Source organism: Marinobacter sp. C7 (genome assembly GCF_022343555.1).
Taxonomy (GTDB): domain Bacteria; phylum Pseudomonadota; class Gammaproteobacteria; order Pseudomonadales; family Oleiphilaceae; genus Marinobacter.
Genome location: NZ_JAKQZH010000002.1, coordinates 79236 through 97481 on the forward strand (window position 1 = coordinate 79236; position 18246 = coordinate 97481).

Consider the following 18246-nt stretch of genomic DNA (forward strand, 5'->3'; position numbering starts at 1 on the left):
TGCGGAAGGACACTGCGGCTCCGGGACATTTCAGCGAGTTGCGGAGTGATCATTGGCCCAAACGCCCCCCACCAACAACATTCTGGCCCGTGCGCTGCTGAGCCCCGTATTCGCGGCTCTCATCCTGTTGGCGTTCCTGGCCCTGGCATCCGGTCTCCGCTATGGAATGACCCGTCAGGACACCAACCAGATCCAGGCGAACCTTGCCAACGAGGCGGTAGCCCTGGTCGACCACCTCGAACGGGAATTCACCATCCATGCCGAAGCCATCAGCCGCATGGCTGCCCGCCTCAAGGTAGTCCCGGAAACCACCGAAGCCTCCTGGCGGGCCGACGCCCGCAGCTATCTCGATGATTTCGGCGTCTACCAGGCCATCGAATGGATTGACCGTGACTTTGTCATCCGCTGGCTGGAGCCGGTGTCCGGAAATCAGGATGTCGTTGGCTACAACGTGGCCTTCTCCGACCGTCGCCGTGAGGCCCTTGAGACTGCCCGCACCACCGGCCAGTACGACATTTCCGGCATTATCGACCTGAAACAGGGTGGCAAGGGCCTGGTGATTTACGCGCCGGTCGGTACCGGTGCCGGCAACAACGGCTTCATTGCCGGCGTGTTTCGGATCGAGACGTTGGTCGAGCAGCTGCTCACCAGCCGGGTGCTGCAGTCCTTCCAGGTAGACGTTCAGGACAACGGCGAACTCGGCTACCGGCTCAACGGTCTGACCGAGACCAGCGAAGGCTTTGCCCACACGGAAACCGTCAATATCCCTACCCTCGACTGGACACTGACCATCCGACCCAGTGAGACCTGGGTGGCCAGTCACCGCAGCGCCTGGCCCTGGGTGACGTTCACCGCGGTCGTGCTCATGGGCCTGCTGACCAGTCTGACCACCCTGCTGGCCCAGTTAATTCTGAAACGCAATCGGGCGTTGCTGAAAACACGGCGGGAACTGGAACAGGAAATCGATCAGCGCAAGGTCATCCAACAGGATCTGGCCCGCCTTGAATCCACCGATACCCTGACCGGGCTGGCCAACCGCCGGTTCTTCATGGAAGACCTGAGCCACACCCTCGGCATTGCCAGACGGCAGAACCGGCAGGTGGCACTGGTAATGCTGGATCTCGATCGCTTCCAGATGCTCAACGATTCCCTGGGCCACCAGTTCGGTGACGAACTCCTGGCCCGCGTCGCCGAACGGCTTAACACGTTGAGCAATGAACGGATCATGGTGGCCTACTCCGGGGGCGATGAGTTCATGTTCTGTCAGCAGCAGGTAGAGGCTGTCGACGATGTCATCCACCTGCTCGGCCAAATCAAGCAGTGTTTCGAGGCACCGTTCGAAGTCCAGGACGAAAACCACCGGATTACCGCCACCATGGGAGTGGCCGTCTACCCGCAGAGCGGAAAGGATGCCGATACCCTGCTGCGCAATGCCGATATTGCCCTCTATCGAGCCAAGGAACAGGGGCGCAACTCCTATCAGTTCTATACCGAGGGCATGCAGGAACGGGAGGTCAACCGCCTGGAGCTGGATAAGGATCTGGACATGGCGCTGGCGAACAACGAATTCGTACTCTACTTTCAGCCCCAGGTCGATCTTGGAACCGGCGAAATATACAGTGTTGAAGCGCTGATCCGCTGGCAGCACCCGCGCCGCGGCCTGTTACCGCCGGTGGAATTCATTCCCCTGGCAGAAGAAAGCGGACGGATAACGGACATCGGCCGATGGGTAGTGGCAGCCGCGTGTCGTCAGCTGGCAGCGTGGAAGGGCACGGCCTGCGGCAACCTGCGCATCGCGATCAACCTTTCCGGTCGGGAACTGGACGATGATCGCCTGGTGGATGATATCCGCGAAACGCTGGCGGCCGAGCACGTGCCTGCCAACCGTCTGGAAGTGGAGTTGACCGAAGAGATCTTCATCCAGAACATCGAGCATAACCGCAATCAGCTGAGCCGGCTCCACGACCTCGGGGTCAACCTTGCCATTGATGATTTCGGCGTGGGCTACTCCTCCCTGGGCTACCTGCGGGATTTTCCGGTGGATCTGCTGAAGATCGACCGTTCGTTCATCACCTCGGTAACCGAACGCCATGACGATGCGGTGATCACACGGGCGGTCATCAATCTGGCTCACAATCTGGGCATTCAGGTGATTGCCGAAGGCGTCGAGAAAGAGGAGCAGCTGACCTTTCTCAGGCAGCACGGATGCAACCTGGTCCAGGGTTACCTGATCAGTCGGCCGATTCCCGCCGTAGAACTGGAAAAAGCTCTCTCGGAGGGGACCCTGGGCCTGGGCACTCCGGAACGCTCCGGATTGTAATGGCCAGCGGTGATCCCCATGATACCCGGAACCCATCAATGGCGTGTGATTTATGGCAGCGAAATACCTGACTCCCGAACAGGACGAGCAGATCCGGCGGTGGGAGCGCTGGAACCGCAACTACTTCATTTTCGCGTTTGTAGCGCTGACGGTTGTGCTGGTGTTCAGTAGCCAGCTCGGACTGTCCAGTGGCGAGAACTGGGGGTCTCTCGGGGTTCTGATCGCGGCCCTGGTTTCACCTATCATCGTGCTCCAGCTGCGCTTGCGATGCCCGGCCTGTGGCCACAAGATCGGCTGGCAGGCAAAGCTGATGGCGCCTGACCAGTGCAAGACCTGCGGAACCTTCCTGCGCGCCAAGGGGCGCTGACTCCTCCTTCCTCAAAAAACCTTTGACCTGTGAGTTGCTCACAGGTTTTAGGCTATCCTTGTTGATTGGGTTATTGGTGCATGCCGTGTCCGGCTGGGCTGTCGGCATGAAACACGCTCAAGCACGTCCCTGTGGCGCTTGAGCTCCGCCAACTCAGGCAGGAAAATCGTTATGAAAGTTAAAGATATAGCCCAGGCCGCCGGTGTGAACCCTGACACCGTCCGCTTCTACACCCGGGAGGGTCTGCTCAATCCGACCCGTAACCCGGACAACAACTACCAGCAGTACGACGCTGACGATCTGCGCCGGCTGCGCTTTGCCCGCAAGGCCAGGCAGCTCGGGTTTTCGCTGCCTGAGGTCCGCTCGATTCTGAACCAGGCCGATGACCACCACTCACCGTGCCCGATGGTTCGGGAGGTGTTTGAGAAACGTCTGGCCGAGGTCGAACGGGAAATTGCCGAGTTGCAGCAACTGCGGGAGCGCATGAAAAGTGCCCTCGGTATCTGGCGGGAGATGCCGGATGGCACGCCGGACGGTCATACGATCTGTCGGCTGATCGAACATTGGGACGATACGGCCCTCGCCACCAGTGAGGAGGAGCAAGCATATGACTGAGACAACCGAGCTGCATCGGGCATTGTCCATTTCAGGGGCCTCCTGTCAGGGCTGTGCCAAGAAGATTCGCAATGCCCTGGAGCCTTTAACCGGTGACACCGGCCTGGTTGAGGTGGATCTGGAAGAGCAGACCGTGGCACTGCCTGAAGGCATCGATGTCGAAGAGGCCGCGCGTCGCGTGACGGACGCGGGTTACCCGGCCGAACGGCTGAAAGAAACGGATGACCAACCGGCCAGCTGCTGCGCCACCGGGGCGCAGCCGGAGGAGAAAGGCAAGGAGGCTGACGCCGAGCATTCCGGGCACCACGCCGATGAATCGGATCACACCGGCTCCGAGGCGCCGGCGGCGGGGGATCAGATCAGTCTGTCCGTCTCCGGGGCCACCTGCGCCTCGTGTGTAAACACCATCGAAAAGGCGATGCTGTCAGTGTCCGGTGTCACCCACGCCCATATGAACCTGGCCGATAACACTGCCACGGCAACCGGCGATGTGGATCCGCAGGCGCTGGCTCAGGCCATCGAGAGCGCCGGCTATGGAGCCAGTGTGATCGAGAATGCGGACGAAGCCGATGAGCGCAAGCAGGCGGAGGACCGCAAGCAGTACCGCAGCCTGCTGATCAAGATGGCCGTGAGCCTGTCCCTGGGCCTGGGCCTGATGATCTGGGGCATGGGCTTCGGTTCGATGATGGTGACCGAGGCCAATCAGACCACCTGGCTGGGGCTGGGGGTACTGACGTTCATCGTGATGGCAGCTACCGGCGGGCATTTCTACACCGGGGCCTGGAAGGCATTCCGGCACCATAACGCCAATATGGACACCCTGATTGCGGTCGGCACCGGCACGGCCTGGCTGTATTCCATTGTCGTGGCGAGCGTACCGGGGTTGTTGCCGGAGATGGCCCGACATGTGTATTTCGAGGCCTCGGCGATGATCATTGGTCTGATCAACCTGGGGCAGGCGCTGGAATTACGCGCCAAGGGCAAGACCTCCGAGGCGGTGCGCCGCCTGCTGGACCTGCGGGCGAAGACCGCCCGGGTTATCCGGGATGGTCAGGAACAGGACCTCCCTGTTGAACAGGTTCGCAAGGGTGATCGGGTCAGGGTCCGTCCGGGCGAGAAAATCCCCGTGGACGGCGTCATCCGCGAGGGCAGCAGCCGGGTGGACGAGAGCATGCTGACCGGTGAGCCCATGCCGGTGAGCAAGGCTGAAGGCGACGAGGTTTCCGCCGGCACCCTGAACACCCATGGTTCGATCATCTATGAAGCCACCCGAGTCGGCAGCGAGACCGCCCTGGCCCAGATCATTCGACTGGTAAAAAAGGCCCAGGGCTCCAAACCCGCCATCGGGCGCCTGGCGGACAAGATCTCGTCGGTGTTCGTGCCGACGGTGATGATCATCGCCGTTGCCTCTGCGCTGGTCTGGTACAACGTCGGACCGGAGCCGGCGGTGGTACACATGATGGTGGCGGCCACCACGGTGCTGATCATCGCCTGCCCCTGCGCGCTGGGACTCGCTACACCGATGTCAGTGATGGTCGGCGTCGGCAAGGCCGCCGAATACGGCGCCCTGATCCGCCAGGGGGACGCCCTGCAAACGGCCGGCAAACTGGATCTGGTGATTCTGGACAAGACCGGCACCATCACCGAGGGCCATCCGGCAGTAACCCGGACCCACGCGGTCAACGGCGACGAAAACCGGCTGTTGGCCCTGGCCGCCGGTCTGGAGCAGCATTCGGAGCATCCGCTGGCGGAGGCGATTCTGGTAAAGGCCCGGGATAAGAATGTCGAACCGGAAAAGGTAACCGGCTTTGAGGCCGTCAACGGCAAGGGCGTCAGGGGCGAGCTGGACGGCCAACCCGTACGCCTTGGCAATCGCCGCTGGCTGAAGGACGAAGGCCTGACCCTGGACGGTCTGTCCGAGGCCGCCGACACCATCGCCTCGGAGGCCGGCACACCGCTGTTCCTCGCACTCGGTAGCGAGGTCCTCGGTGTGATCGGCGTGGCCGATGCCATCAAGCCCGATTCCAAAGCCGCGATCGACCGGCTGCACCAATCGGGTATCAAGGTCATGATGGTCACCGGCGATGTGGATGCCACCGCCCGGGCCATCGCCACCAAGGCCGGCATTGACGACTACCGTGCCGAAGTCCTGCCAGAGGACAAGGCCGAGGTGGTCAGCGAAATGCGCGGCAAGGGCTACACCGTGGCCATGGTTGGCGACGGCATCAATGATGCGCCCGCACTGGCTGCGGCTGACGTCGGTTTCGCGATTGGCACCGGCACAGACGTCGCCATTGAAAGTGCAGCCATCACTCTGATGCGCGGGTCCCTGCACGGTGTGCCTGATGCCATCGAGATTTCCCGGGCCACGGTCAGGAACATTCACCAGAACCTGTTCGGTGCGTTCATATACAACTCCCTGGGTATACCCGTGGCGGCGGGCCTGCTCTATCCTTTATGGGGAATCCTGATGAGCCCGATCCTCGCCGGCGCCGCCATGTCCCTGTCCTCGGTCACCGTGGTCTCGAACGCCAACCGCCTGCGACTGTTCCGGACCAGTCACAATCCGGAGCGTAACAAACACGAGGAGCAGAACTGATGGAAACTTTTCTGGTCAACGCTGGAGGACTCGCCCTGATGGCCGCCATCGTCTGGTGGTTCTGGCTTGGCGGGTCCGGCAGCCCAGGCTCTGACGAACACCAACATCATTGAGGTAAACAAACATGAGAAAACACACCCTCGCCCTCGGTCTTGCCGCGGCGCTCGGCTTCAGCACCACGGCCCTCGCAGGTGGTGCGGCCCAGAATATCCATGTGTACAAGTCCCCGACCTGCGGCTGCTGTACCGACTGGGTCGATCATCTGGAGGAAAACGGGTTTGAGGTCAAGGTTACCGAAACCAACGATCTGAATCCGATCAAGATCGAGGCCGGCCTGACCCCGGCCCTGGCAAGCTGCCACACGGCGTTTATCGGCGACTACGTCATCGAGGGCCATGTGCCGGCCAGCGACATTCGGCGCCTGATCGCCGAAGCACCGAAAGCCCGGGGCCTGAGTGTGCCCGGCATGCCACTTGGCTCTCCCGGTATGGACGTGGGCAACCGCAAGGACCACTACAAAGTGATCATGTTCAATGGTGCGGGCCAGACCCGGGTCTTCTCCGAATACAACTGATAGCCGACGGATGCCTGCAGCAGGTGGCAGGCTCCGACTTCTGTCTACTTTTCCTACACTGTCTCTCGCCAGTGTTCTATTATGAGAACCAGGTCTCAAATGGAACATTGGCAAGGACACCCCTTGAGTCTCAAAACCCGAATTCTCGGCCTCGCCGCCACACTGATCATCGTGGCGGCAAGCGCCTCCTGGCTGGCTTATCGTGAGCTGTCAGAAGACATCATTGAACGCTGGGGCCAGCAAGTCGCAGAAATCCAGGTCCGTTACGACAGCGCCCGCTTGCTGCAATCGCTGGAGCGTGAGATCGGTCTCGCCAGGCAGATGGCCAGCTCGTCGACACTGATCCAGTGGGCGCAGAACCCCAATGATCCGACCCTCAAGGCCGGTGCGATCCGGCAGATGGAAAGTTTCCGGTCCAATTTCCGGGACAACAGCTATTTCGTTGCTCTGCGCAAGACCGGGCAGTATTACTACAACAACGCCGATAATGAGTACGCCGGCAATCAATACCGCTATACCCTCGACGCCAGCAAACCCGAGGACGCCTGGTTCTTCCAGCTCATCGAGGAAGGTCGGGACTTCCATCTGAACGTCAATCCGGACGTGGAGCTGGGCGTGACCAAGCTCTGGATCGACGTTCTCATGCGTGATGACGAGGGAGATATTCTTGGCATGGTCGGGACCGGCCTGAACCTGGATGATTTTCTCCAGGATATCGTCGATATCGGACAGGACGGTATCACCACCCTGTTTGTCGATTACAACGGCGCCATCCAGCTTTACCGGGACCGCAACTACATCGATTTCGCCAGCATCATCAAGCCCGAAGGCCAGAAGAACACCGTGGACCTGCTGTTCGAGGATCCCCAGGACAAGCAACAGATACTGGGTATGCTACAGATGCTGAAACAGGGCGGTGGTGAACCCGGTGCCGTGGAAAGCGGGTTTGTGACGGTCGATGGCCGCAGGCATCTGGCCGGTGTCGCTTTTCTGCCTACCATCGGCTGGTTCGAGATTACCCTGCTCGACCTCAACACGCTGATCCCCACCAGCTATCTCTGGCCCCTGGTTGCCGTGTTTCTGGCAAGCCTGCTGATCTCACTCCTGCTGTTCCACCTGATCATCCAGTCCCGCATCCTCCGGCCCGTGGTGGCACTGGAAGACGCAGTCAAACGGCTTCGGGAGGGCAACTTCAACCTGCCCTATCTGCCCAAGCCGGACAACGAGATCGGACGCCTGGTGGACCATTTCGAGACCATGGCCAATCGGGTCCAGCTCAACACCCGCGACCTGGAGCATAAGGTGGCCCACCGCACCGAAGAGCTGCATCGACTGGCAAGGGTTGACGCCCTGACCGGTCTGAAGAACCGCAGGGGGCTCGACGAGCTGCTGGATGCGGAAATGGAGCGGGCGCGCAGGGACAACCAGGCTTTTGGCCTGATCTGGCTGGATATCGACCATTTCAAGGCCATCAATGACAAGAGCGGGCATCAGGCCGGAGACGAAATCCTCTGTCGGGTCGCCCTCTGGCTCAAGGCCAACGTGCGGCCCTATGATCACCCCGGACGGTGGGGAGGTGACGAGTTTGTGGTGCTGCTCTCGCCCTGTGATACGGCGACTCTGGAACAGATTGCCAATCGCATCCGTGACGGCGTAGAAGCAGAAAGCCGCAAGACAGGATTGCCGGTGACCGTCAGTGTCGGCGGCCATCTCTGCAAGCCAGGGGAAGACAGTGACACGATCCTCCGACTGGCGGACCGCGCCCTGTATGAAGCCAAGGCAAAGGGCAGAAACCGGGTCTGCATCACACACCCCGACGAAACCGTTGTCTCGTCGGGGGCATGAACCGGGGCCCTCGCCCCGGCGGGTTCGGGATCAGAACAGATAGGGTGCCAATGCCAGTTCCAATCGGGCCTGGCGAGCGTACAGGTCGGCAACCTTGACCACCGGTTCTGCTGGCGGCATGGCTGTTGGCCAGGCCTTCTGCAACTCGTCCAGCACCGTGTTGGCATCGCGCCAGGCTTCCTTGTTCTGTTTCATCATGCCGGCCTTGTTGCGCTCAAGGTATTCCCTTGCGGCCAGGACAAAGCCGCGACCATCCTGGTATTCATGAACCGCAACAAAGCGACCGTCCTCAAGGGCTTCGTCGTACTCAAGCACGGCCTGCTTGGTCAGCGACAGCATGACTTTCGCCACCGTAGCCGGCGATTCGGCGTCGTCACCGGAAATAGCCGCGACTGCCTGATCCAGTGATTTCCAGGCGGCGTTGAAGTCGGCACTGACATCGGACCACTTCTCGGCTTTGCCGGCTCCCTCAGCCAGTGTTTTCAGCTGCTTGCCCAACCGGTCCTGCCCGTGGGCTTCAAGGCCACGCTCCGCCATGGGATAGACCTCAATCCAGGGGTGGGTCAGGTGCGGACGGCCCTCATCAACCTCACCGGCCTTGATGAGCTCCCGTGCAGCCATCAGGTGCCCCTGCATCATGTGAATCATGGCGATGTGCGCGCCATCGGAGGCAACCGGTGCGACAGTGGCTCCACCTTCGCCACCTTCGCCACCTTCGCCACCTTCGCCACCTTCTCCGCCTTCTCCGCCTTCTCCGCCTTCTCCGCCGGCAGCAAAGTAACTGAAGGCATCGCCCATTTCACCACCATGGTTCTCGCCGCCTTCGCCACCTTCACCACCATGGTTTTCGCCACCTTCACCGCCGTGGTCGGCAGCATTTACCATGTCATCATGTCCGGATTCGCCGCCTTCTTCGGCCCAGGCACCGGATCCTGACCCAGCCAACATGGTGGCCATGCCAATCCCCATCCAGAGTTTCAGTTTCTGGTCTTTCATGCAAAATGCTCCTTTGAACCATTGCCCGTCGCTCAAGCGACAGTAACATTGATGATCAATAGTCGTTCGGGCATGATGCTTCAAATCGTGAACTAATTGCAAATTATTCCCATTACGCAACGGAGCAGCCATGATTCTGTGCATTGGCAACCTACTCACACCGGCGCAGGTCTCCCGGATCCGGTCGGAACTCGATGCGGGCCAATTCGAAGACGGCCGCAAAACCGCCGGATGGCACGCGCGTCTGGTCAAGAATAATGAACAGATGGCCTCCGGCAGCGATCGGGCGCAAGCACTGAGGGCGGAAGTCGAGGCGGCCCTGACCGGCCATCCGGTCTTCCAGATGGCCGTTCGCGCCCGGAAGATGACTCCCATCATTTTCAGCCGCTACCACGACGGCATGACCTACGGTAACCACGTTGACGATCCGGTCATGGGCCGGGGCGAGAACCGGATCCGCACGGACATATCCTTCACCCTCTTTCTGGATGACCCGGAAAGCTACGACGGTGGCGAGCTGGTAACGGATACCACGGCCGGTGAACAATCCTACAAGCTGCCGGCAGGTTCCGCGGTGGTATACCCCTCCTCCACACTGCACCGGGTCGAACCGGTGACACGTGGCCAACGGCGGGTGGCCATCGGCTGGATCCAGAGCACGATCCGCGACCCCGCCCAGCGTGAGGTACTCTTCGATCTCGACACCGCCCGTCGCCAGATCTTTGAGCGGGAAGGCAAAACGGCGGAATTTGATCTACTGACAAAATCACTGGCCAACCTTCAGCGGTTCTGGGCGGAAATCTAGAAGGTGCGGGGTTACCACACCGTATCTGACGGCTGCTTTCATAACCGTTATACTCCGCCCCAACATCCATTTTTTGCAGCCAGGTTCCTCTTACATGCTCAACGCCGACGCTCTCAGCCAATTGCGCCAGCTCAAAACCGACATCAAGGAAAACAAGGTGGTCTTCCCCGGTACCGTGAAGGCCACCAACGGGCGCTTCGGCTTTGTTGCCCTCGACGAGGGCCGCGATGTGTTTCTCCCCCCCGAGGAGATGCAGAAGGTGCTGCCCGGCGATCGCATCAACATCACCGAGCACGAGGTGGAAAAGGGCAAGACTCAGGGTGTGGTGGACGAGGTAGTGGAAACCCACCTCACCACTTTTGTCGGCCGCTACCTGATCAAGGGCAAGGGTCACTTCGTGGCGCCGGATACGCCGGGTATCAACCGCTGGATTTTTATCCCGCCCAAGGAACGCAAGGGCGCGCAGCCGGATGACTACATTTACTGCCAGATCCATCGCCACCCGTTCAAGGATGGCAAAGGCCAGGCCAGGGTGCTGCGCATCATCGGCAAGGCGGGTGAGCCCGGGATCGAGCGGTCTTTCACTTTGGCCAGCTTCGATCTGGCCGACACCTGGCCGGAGTCAGTCAGAAAGCAGGCTGAAAGTCTGAACGAGGAGACCCTCGAGGCCCACCTTGAAGGCCGTCAGGATCGCACCGAGCAGCCTTACGTCACCATCGACAGTCCCGGCACCCAGGACATGGACGATGCCCTGATGGCGACGCCGAACGCCACCGGCTGGACTCTGTCCATCGCCATTGCCGATCCCACGGCGGTCATCAAGCCGGGCACGCCGGCAGAAGAAGAAGCGTTCAACCGGGCCACCGCAATCTACTTCCCCGGTGAACCGCTGCCCATGCTGCCGGATGCCATCAGCACCCGGCTGTGTTCGTTGATGCCGGACGTAAAACGCCTGGCTCTGGTATGCGACCTGCAGGTCAACAACGATGGCAGTCTCGGAGAGTACAGCTTTCATCAGGCGGTGATTCGCTCCCGGGGCAAGCTCAGCTACGATCTGGTCTCCCACCTGATCGAAGGCCGCGAAGACGATGAGATCAAGGCCCTGCCGGATGCCGTGGCCAACAGCCTGGACCAACTGCATCAGGCCGCGACGGCCCTGCGCAAATGGCGCAGCGAGCACGCCCTGCTCAGCACCGACCGGCCGGAATTCCGCCTGCGCCTGGACGAGAACAAGCGGATCCGGCTGATCGAGCCTGCGGTCCAGAACGAGGCACACCGTCTGGTGGAGGAATGCATGGTCGCTGCCAACCGTTGTGCCGCCGATTTCCTGCAAGGCCGGGGCGAAGGGTTGTTCATCCAGCACCCCGGCGTGCGGGACGACCGGGCCGAGAACATCCGCAAGTTGCTTGAAAGCCACGCTCCGCACCTGGCAGACCTGGATGCCAACTCAGCTGAGGGCTTCAAGACGCTGATGAAGCAGACCGAGGACCTGGAAGCGGAAGTACCGGTCAAGGCAATCATCTCCCGCCAGCTGGCCCGGGCCGAGCTGGGCTTCGAGGCCGCACCGCACCAGGGCATGGGCCTGGCTGCGTACACCACGTTTACCTCGCCGCTGCGCAAGTTCTCCGACTTCTATGTGCACCGGCTGATCAAGGCCAGCCTCTGGGATACACCGATCAAGCCACTGAACCCACAGCAGCTCGAAGCCCTGCAGGCGAGCCAGATTCGCGCCCGCCAGGCCGCCAATGCTCTGGAAGCCTGGCTAAAAAGCGACTACGCAAAATCCCTCGACGAGGAACCCATGGCCGGCACCATCAGTCGGACCGTTCCCTCCGGCTTCTTTGTGCGGCTGGACTGCAACGGCCTGGAGGGCTTTGTAAGCTGCCGGGATCTGGACGGCAAGTTCAGCTTCGATCCGGTTACCCTCCGCCTCGTGCACAACAAGAACGGCCGGATCTTCCAGCTGGAGCAGCGAGTGAATGTCACCTTTGCCGGTGTGGATGACGAGCGCCGCCAGATCAACTTCAAACTGGTGGATGCCGAGGAAATCCAGAACGGTAAAGAAGACGCCACGCAGCGTTGAAAAACCGGCCGGGCGGGCGCATCGTAAAAGAGAGGACACAGCCTTTCATTGGAGGTGCGCCATGCCCATCAGCCCGCAAGAGTTCCTGAAGAAATACGGTTTCGACACGGAAGACGAGGAGCGCGACCACAGTCTGCGGCATAACGCCATGGAGCATGCGAAACATCTGCGCCGGCCCCATGCCGGCACCCCCCATGACTGGGAAGAGTGGGAGCGTTACAAGCGCGAACATCCCGATGAGGTGGAGGACGAGGAAGACCATTGACTCGTCCTCTCCGATTCACTCCTCGCCGAGCATCCGTTCCAGCCGCGCATCCTTCGCCTGCCAGAGTTCCGCCAGCCAGTTCTTCACGTTACGACGGTGCTCGGCGTCGGCGGAATAATCCCGGCCCTTCAGGTGCTCCGGGATGGTCTGGGTGTGAATCTCCATCCGGATGGCTTTCACCTCGCCACAGAGAAATGCCCAGAATGTCGGTGCTCCATCGGGGTAGGCAATGGTGACGTCCACCAGGGTCTCGATGGAATCCCCCATGGCGTCGAGCACAAAGGCCACACCGCCGGCCTTGGGAGTGAGCAGGTGCTGGTAGGGTGATTTCTGTTTGTCGTGCTTGGCCTGGGTGAACCGTGTGCCCTCGACAAAGTTCATGACACTCACCGGGGTGAAGCGGAACTTCTCGCAGGCCCGGCGCGTGGCGCGCAGATCTTCACCCCGTTTTTCCGGATGCTTGATCAGGTATTCCCGGGTGTAGCGTTTCATGAACGGAAAATCCAGCCCCCACCAGGCCAGGCCGATCACCGGCACCCAGATCAGCTGCTGCTTCAGGAAGAATTTCAGGAACGGCGCCCGCTTGTTGAATACCCGTTGCATCGCCAGGATATCGACCCAGCTCTGGTGGTTGCTCAGCACCAGGTACCAGCTTTCCCGTTCCAGCTCATCGGCACCCTTCACCTCCCAGCGGGTGCCGTGAGTGAGCTTCATCCAGCCGATGTTACAGGCCACCCAGGCTTCCGCGATGGCAATGATCCAGCGGGTACACAGGACGCGGAACCCCTTGATCGGAATGATCAGTTTCAGGATGGCCGGGATGTACAGCAGGATGCACCAGAACAGTGTATTGATGCCGAGGAGGATGGAATTGAGTACGCCCTTGACCGGGGCCGGGAGGAAACTGAGCATGGCTTTCCTGCTTCTGGTTTTTGTGTCCGATGGCGCCGCATGATAGCAAGGGCAGACGATAATGGGCAGTGGCCTGATGTGACCGGTTTGCCCGGCAGGATGGACGGTTTTGCCATAGGCACAACGACCGCCCGGGGTTAGCCTTACCACCTGTTTTCTCTAAACTGGCAAGACCCACTGCTCCATGGAAATCCCGATGCCCAATCCGTTCAAGTCGGTGCTCGATAAAACCTCCGGCCTGACCCGACAGACCGCAATCTATGCCGGCAATGCCTTCGACCGGGTATTCCGCGCCGCCAGCCTGGTCCAGGCCGGTCAGACGCCTTTTGAGACGCTGCATTCCGATGGTCTGGTCAGCCTGCGCTACTACCCGCCGCTGGCGGAAGACTTCATTGAACTGGACGATCTGACCATTCCGGTGGAGCGTGCCAGCCACCGAACCCCGATCGTCATTATCCCGCCCCTGGCGGTCAACATGCTGATCTACGACCTGTTTCCCCAGCGCAGCCTTGTCCGGTTCCTGCGCGCCAAGGGCTTCGAGGTCTATCTGATCGACTGGGGCATACCAAAGCGTGAACACAGCCACTACAACCTGCACACCTATGTGGCCGAGCTGCTGCCCACCTACCTGAACCGGGTGCGTGAGCACAGCGGCGAGCAGGAACTGTCGCTCCATGGCTGGAGCATGGGGGGCATGTTTACCCTGTTCTATTCGGCCCTGAGCAACGACCAGCACGTGCGCAATGCTGTCGTTCTCGGCTCGCCCATCGACAGTCACGCTTCCGGCTTCATGGGCGTGGCTTCCCAGGCACTCGCAGAGGTGGCTGAGGTGGTTCGCAAACGCACGGGCTTTCGTCTGCACAATCTCAGGCCCCACTGGTTCCATACTCCCGGCTGGGCCAACACCCTCGGTTTCAAGCTGACCAACCCCATCGGCAGCATCATGGGTTACTGGGAACTGATCGTGCGGCTGGGCGACCGGGAGTTTGTCACCAACCATGCCACAACCTCGGCATTCCTGGATCGCATGGTGGCTTACCCCGGCGGAATCATTCAGGACACGGTCGTTCGGGTCTGGATCGATAACCAGTTGTCGAAGGGCGAGATCCAGATCGGCGAGGATATTGCCCGGCTGGAGAACGTGAGTGCCAACTTACTGGCGATTGCCGGCAGCGAGGACACGATGGTGACGCCGGGGGCGGCCAAGCGGGTGATGGACCACGTGAGCTCCGGGGACAAGACGTTTCGGGTGGTGCCCGGAGGGCATATGGGGATTCTCGCGGGGAGTAAGGCGCCGAGGGAGAGCTGGTTAGAGATGGCCGAGTGGCTAGCGGAACGGTCTGACTGAATTTTTGGTTTTCAGGCCTCTAACTCTGAGCACGGCGGCGGATGTCGGGAAGGGCTGTCCAAAACCCGCTCAAGCACGTCCCTGTGGCGCTTGAGCTCCGCCATCCATGGCTCCGCACAGTTTTGGACAGCCCTTCCCGACACCCACCTCCGCTAACTTTGGAGGCCTGCCAACGCTGATGGCAACTCAGAGAGGCTGTTTATCACTGCCGTAGGCTCTATACCCCAGTCTTCAAAAACCTTGTCAGAGTCACGCTGCACCCAGATCGCCTTCAAACCCGCAGCCCTCGCACCAATCACGTCCCAGGCATTACTAGAAACAAGACACAACGGTTGATCCCAGGCACCCGTTGCCCGCCGTGCATAGGTATACACCGCCGGGTCCGGCTTGAAGCTCTTGATGTCGTCGACCGAGACCAGGCCGTCGAACTGTTCCAGCAGATTGTTGTGTCCCAGCACCTTCTCCAGCGCCGGGTAACTGCCGTTGGAGAAGGCAAATAACGGGTATTTGCCCTTCAGGGACTGGAGCGCCGGCAGGGAATCATCGAACGCGGGTAACGCCAGGTACGCGGCCATCAGCTCGTCTTCCCGCTTTTGCGACAGTTCCAGTTTGTGGTTGGCCATCGCGTATCGCAGGGCCTGGCGGGTGCAAACCCCGAAATCTTCATAGGCTTTCATCAACCCTTTCCGGAAGGAGAACTCCAGCTGTTTCTCCCGCCACAGGGCAGCAACAGATTCGGCCCGGTCGCCAGCGTCCTGCTCCAGCAAGTCGGACATGCCCATGGGATCCACCAGGGTACCGTAAACATCGAACGCCAGATGCATGGTCATAAAGTGAGCCTCGTTTCGTGTAGTGGGTTTGGTTTACCCGTTACCGCTAACCGTACAACAAAAGACCCACATTTTTGAATAAACATTCAAACGGGAAAGATGGCCGGCCCTCCAGCTGCAGGTTACACTGCCATCCATGAACCCGATTGATACATTGAACCTGGATTTTCGCGCACTCAGTACCTTCCTCGCCGTTCTGGACGAGGGCAGTGTGTCACGGGCTGCGGTACGTCTGGGCGTGACCCAGTCGGCGGTCAGCCATACGCTGGAACGCTTGCGCCAGGCATTGGGTGACCCACTGTTCGTGAAATCCGGCCGGGGCATTGTGCCGACCCGGTATGCTCTGCAGGCAGGACCGCATGTACGGCAGATCCTGGATGACCTGCAGTCTCTCTCCGCCGGCCCACCGTTCAGCCCGGCGACCGCCGAGTTTACGTTTACCATTGCCGCCAACGACTACCAGCGGGACCTGCTGCTGCCGGGACTGGTGAAAACCTTACGGAGGGAAGCTCCGGGGATCAGCCTTCAGGTGATTCCGTCGGGGATTCCCAGTGCCGAGATGCTGCGCAAGGATGCCTGCGACCTGATCGTTTCACCGCACGCGCCAGAGGCGACGGACATCATGCAACGGGGCCTGATGGCGGATCGGAACGTGGTTTTTTACGATCCGGACTATCGGAAACCGCCGGAAAACCTTGCGGATTTCCTCAAGTCCGACCACATCAGCCTGGTATTTGGCACCGGTGAACGGCCTTCGTTCGAAATCTCTCTGAATGCAAGGGGGCTGACCCGCCGTAACGTGGTGACGGTATCGAACTTCTCGGGTTTGCCTGAGTTTCTGCGGGGCACGGACATGCTGGCGACAGCCCCACAATTGATGAGCAAACACCTGCTTCGGGACTTCGCGTGGGTACCCCTTCCGTTTGAGCTCAAACCGTTTACCCTGCTGATGCTCTGGCACCGTCGCAATCAGAACGATCCCGCCCATAAGTGGCTCCGCAATCAGGTAAACGCGGTTGCCGCCGCCATGAACAAGCTCAACCCCTGATCAATTAGTTTTGTTCATACATTGTATGAGCGATTGATCCGTTATCTTTCACCTTTCTCCGCTCTAGACTTCCAATACCCAGTAGGTCGGCCAGGTTGGGATAGCCTTTCCGAAACACGCTCCTTACGGCACGTCCCTGTGACGCTTGAGCTCCGCCATCCATGGCTCCGCACAGTTTCGGAAAGGCTATCCCAACCCGGCCTGTCGAACTTCGTTGATAACGCAACAGGACCACAATGCTCACACTCACCAGTGTCTGGACAACCATTTTATTGGCCGCCGCCGTCGCCCTCGGCCCCCTGGCGACGGACATGTACCTGCCTGCGCTGCCGCAGATCGGCAGTGACTTCGGTACCGGCACCGATCAAGTCCAGCTGACCCTGAGCCTGTACATGGCAGGCTTTGCCATCGCACAGCTGATCTGTGGACCACTGGCCGACCGATTCGGACGCAAACCGATCATGATCGGAGGCTTTGTCCTGTTCGCATTGGCCAGCCTCGGTTGTGCCCTGGCCACCAACATCGAAACGCTTCAGCTCTGCCGCTTTCTGCAGGCCCTCGGCGGTTCCGCCGGCCCGGTACTGGGCCGTGCTGCGATCCGGGACATCTACACCCCGCGCGAAGCCGCAAAGATCCTCGCCATCCTGGCCAGCATCATGGCCCTGGCCCCGGCGGTTGCCCCAACCATCGGTGGCGTATTGGTCACCACCCTGGGCTGGTCGTCCATCTTCATCGCACTGGGCGCCTATGCACTGGTGATGGCGGCCGTGGTCGCCTATGGCATCCCGGAGCCCATGCGCCCGGAATACCGCCAGCCGCTCAAGCCGTGCGCCCTGCTCCGGAACTATCGGCGCATCATCACAGACGTCAGCTTCCTGGGTTACTCGCTGACCAACGCCGCAATCTTCGGCGGGCTGTTCGCCTTTCTGTCGGGCTCATCCTTTGTGCTGATCGACTTCCTCGGCGTCGATCCCCGGCACTTCGGCCTCTACTTTGCCTGCATGGTCGCCGGCTACATCATCGGCAACCTCACCGCCGTGCGCCTGGGCAGCCGCCTGACACCCGACCAGATCCTCGTTCGCGGCCTTATCATTGCCGTCTCCGGGGGCTCTGCCATGGCGATCCTGGCGTACCAGGAAATCTACAACGTCTGGGCCGTTATCCTGCCCCAGGCCCTGTTCATGATCGGCACCGGCATGGTCCTCCCCCAGACCATGGCCGGCGCAATGGCCAACTTCCCCACCATGGCCGGCTCCGCCTCGGCCCTGTTCGGCTTCATGCAGATGGCGCTCGCTGCCGTTGCAGGCGGCCTCGTCGGCCACTTCCACGACGGCACTTCCCTGGTCATGGCCAGCATCATCGCCGTGTGCGCAGCCGTCGCCATGGCCTGCTACCTCATTCTCGTCCAGCGGAACCCGGCTCCGGGTTTCGAGCCGCAAGGTGCGTCCTCGAGATAAAGCGTGGATTTCCGCGGCGGGCTACTTCGGGGCTCGGGGCCGATCAGGGCCATGCTTTCCAAAACTGTGCGGAGCCATGGATGGCGGAGCTCAAGCGCCACAGGGGTGAGGCCGAGCGTTTATGAAGCGAAGCTTCATGCGACAGCCGAACGACTGCAATCTATGATTGCAGGCTGGACCCC

Annotated in this window: 15 protein-coding genes; 12 read left to right on the top strand and 3 right to left on the bottom strand. The window is 60.7% G+C overall.

Going from position 1 to position 18246, the window contains the following annotated elements:
* Positions 1–52: 52 nt before the first annotated feature.
* The 6 genes from MD273_RS10305 (at position 53) to MD273_RS10330 (ending at position 8320) form a co-directional block, all read left to right on the top strand.
* Complete coding sequence (locus MD273_RS10305; RefSeq protein WP_502846053.1) at positions 53–2320, top strand: putative bifunctional diguanylate cyclase/phosphodiesterase; 2268 nt, start codon at positions 53–55, stop codon at positions 2318–2320.
* Positions 2321–2372: 52 nt separating this feature from the next.
* Positions 2373–2687, top strand: coding sequence for a hypothetical protein (locus tag MD273_RS10310; RefSeq protein ID WP_239037707.1), 315 nt, complete (start codon positions 2373–2375; stop codon positions 2685–2687).
* Between the two features lie 171 nt (positions 2688–2858).
* Positions 2859–3302 carry a MerR family transcriptional regulator gene (locus tag MD273_RS10315; protein ID WP_239037708.1) on the top strand — a complete coding sequence of 148 codons (444 nt, stop codon included), beginning with the start codon at positions 2859–2861 and terminating at the stop codon, positions 3300–3302.
* A complete protein-coding gene (locus MD273_RS10320; RefSeq protein ID WP_239037709.1) occupies positions 3295–5901 on the top strand; it encodes a heavy metal translocating P-type ATPase in 2607 nt (868 codons plus the stop codon). Before MD273_RS10315 ends, MD273_RS10320 begins: the two co-directional genes overlap by 8 nt.
* 124 nt (positions 5902–6025) lie before the next feature.
* Positions 6026–6475 (top strand): DUF411 domain-containing protein, encoded by a 450-nt coding sequence (locus tag MD273_RS10325; RefSeq protein WP_239037710.1) that lies wholly within the window; start codon positions 6026–6028, stop codon positions 6473–6475.
* A gap of 123 nt (positions 6476–6598) precedes the next feature.
* A complete protein-coding gene (locus MD273_RS10330; protein WP_239037711.1) occupies positions 6599–8320 on the top strand; it encodes a sensor domain-containing diguanylate cyclase in 1722 nt (573 codons plus the stop codon).
* A 30-nt stretch (positions 8321–8350) separates the two neighbouring features.
* On the opposite strand, the gene MD273_RS10335 is transcribed toward MD273_RS10330, so the two are convergent.
* Positions 8351–9316, bottom strand: coding sequence for a 4-helix bundle domain-containing protein (locus MD273_RS10335; protein ID WP_239037712.1), 966 nt, complete (start codon positions 9314–9316; stop codon positions 8351–8353).
* A gap of 130 nt (positions 9317–9446) precedes the next feature.
* Between MD273_RS10335 and MD273_RS10340 the strand changes: the two genes are divergently transcribed.
* The 3 genes from MD273_RS10340 (at position 9447) to MD273_RS10350 (ending at position 12469) form a co-directional block, all read left to right on the top strand.
* Positions 9447–10121 carry a Fe2+-dependent dioxygenase gene (locus MD273_RS10340; RefSeq protein WP_239037713.1) on the top strand — a complete coding sequence of 225 codons (675 nt, stop codon included), beginning with the start codon at positions 9447–9449 and terminating at the stop codon, positions 10119–10121.
* Between the two features lie 94 nt (positions 10122–10215).
* Positions 10216–12204: a ribonuclease R family protein gene (locus MD273_RS10345; protein WP_239037714.1), complete on the top strand. Its 1989-nt coding sequence runs from the start codon at positions 10216–10218 to the stop codon at positions 12202–12204.
* Positions 12205–12265: 61 nt separating this feature from the next.
* Positions 12266–12469, top strand: coding sequence for a hypothetical protein (locus MD273_RS10350; RefSeq protein ID WP_239037715.1), 204 nt, complete (start codon positions 12266–12268; stop codon positions 12467–12469).
* Positions 12470–12484: 15 nt separating this feature from the next.
* On the opposite strand, the gene yihG is transcribed toward MD273_RS10350, so the two are convergent.
* Positions 12485–13381: a 1-acylglycerol-3-phosphate O-acyltransferase, YihG family gene (yihG, locus tag MD273_RS10355; RefSeq protein ID WP_239037716.1), complete on the bottom strand. Its 897-nt coding sequence runs from the start codon at positions 13379–13381 to the stop codon at positions 12485–12487.
* Between the two features lie 196 nt (positions 13382–13577).
* On the opposite strand from yihG, the gene MD273_RS10360 reads away from it, so the two are divergent.
* Positions 13578–14729, top strand: coding sequence for an alpha/beta fold hydrolase (locus MD273_RS10360; RefSeq protein ID WP_239037717.1), 1152 nt, complete (start codon positions 13578–13580; stop codon positions 14727–14729).
* A 152-nt stretch (positions 14730–14881) separates the two neighbouring features.
* Here MD273_RS10360 and MD273_RS10365 read toward each other — a convergent pair whose 3' ends face one another.
* Positions 14882–15559 (bottom strand): haloacid dehalogenase type II, encoded by a 678-nt coding sequence (locus tag MD273_RS10365; RefSeq protein ID WP_239037718.1) that lies wholly within the window; start codon positions 15557–15559, stop codon positions 14882–14884.
* A gap of 136 nt (positions 15560–15695) precedes the next feature.
* Between MD273_RS10365 and MD273_RS10370 the strand changes: the two genes are divergently transcribed.
* Both MD273_RS10370 and MD273_RS10375 read left to right on the top strand, forming a co-directional pair.
* Positions 15696–16607 carry a LysR family transcriptional regulator gene (locus tag MD273_RS10370; RefSeq protein ID WP_239037719.1) on the top strand — a complete coding sequence of 304 codons (912 nt, stop codon included), beginning with the start codon at positions 15696–15698 and terminating at the stop codon, positions 16605–16607.
* A 236-nt stretch (positions 16608–16843) separates the two neighbouring features.
* Positions 16844–18064, top strand: coding sequence for a Bcr/CflA family multidrug efflux MFS transporter (locus MD273_RS10375; protein WP_239037720.1), 1221 nt, complete (start codon positions 16844–16846; stop codon positions 18062–18064).
* Positions 18065–18246 lie beyond the last annotated feature (182 nt).

Bases quoted from the DNA above. Each gene is read 5' to 3' on its own strand.
- MD273_RS10320 (WP_239037709.1), top strand. From the start codon at position 3,295: ATGACTGAGACAACCGAGCTGCATCGGGCATTGTCCATTTCAGGGGCC.
- MD273_RS10370 (WP_239037719.1), top strand. From the start codon at position 15,696: ATGAACCCGATTGATACATTGAACCTGGATTTTCGCGCACTCAGTACC.
- MD273_RS10345 (WP_239037714.1), top strand. From the start codon at position 10,216: ATGCTCAACGCCGACGCTCTCAGCCAATTGCGCCAGCTCAAAACCGAC.
- MD273_RS10365 (WP_239037718.1), bottom strand. From the start codon at position 15,559: ATGACCATGCATCTGGCGTTCGATGTTTACGGTACCCTGGTGGATCCC.
- MD273_RS10340 (WP_239037713.1), top strand. From the start codon at position 9,447: ATGATTCTGTGCATTGGCAACCTACTCACACCGGCGCAGGTCTCCCGG.
- MD273_RS10375 (WP_239037720.1), top strand. From the start codon at position 16,844: ATGCTCACACTCACCAGTGTCTGGACAACCATTTTATTGGCCGCCGCC.
- MD273_RS10360 (WP_239037717.1), top strand. From the start codon at position 13,578: ATGCCCAATCCGTTCAAGTCGGTGCTCGATAAAACCTCCGGCCTGACC.
- MD273_RS10310 (WP_239037707.1), top strand. From the start codon at position 2,373: ATGGCAGCGAAATACCTGACTCCCGAACAGGACGAGCAGATCCGGCGG.
- yihG (WP_239037716.1), bottom strand. From the start codon at position 13,381: ATGCTCAGTTTCCTCCCGGCCCCGGTCAAGGGCGTACTCAATTCCATC.
- MD273_RS10335 (WP_239037712.1), bottom strand. From the start codon at position 9,316: ATGAAAGACCAGAAACTGAAACTCTGGATGGGGATTGGCATGGCCACC.
- MD273_RS10315 (WP_239037708.1), top strand. From the start codon at position 2,859: ATGAAAGTTAAAGATATAGCCCAGGCCGCCGGTGTGAACCCTGACACC.
- MD273_RS10325 (WP_239037710.1), top strand. From the start codon at position 6,026: ATGAGAAAACACACCCTCGCCCTCGGTCTTGCCGCGGCGCTCGGCTTC.
- MD273_RS10350 (WP_239037715.1), top strand. From the start codon at position 12,266: ATGCCCATCAGCCCGCAAGAGTTCCTGAAGAAATACGGTTTCGACACG.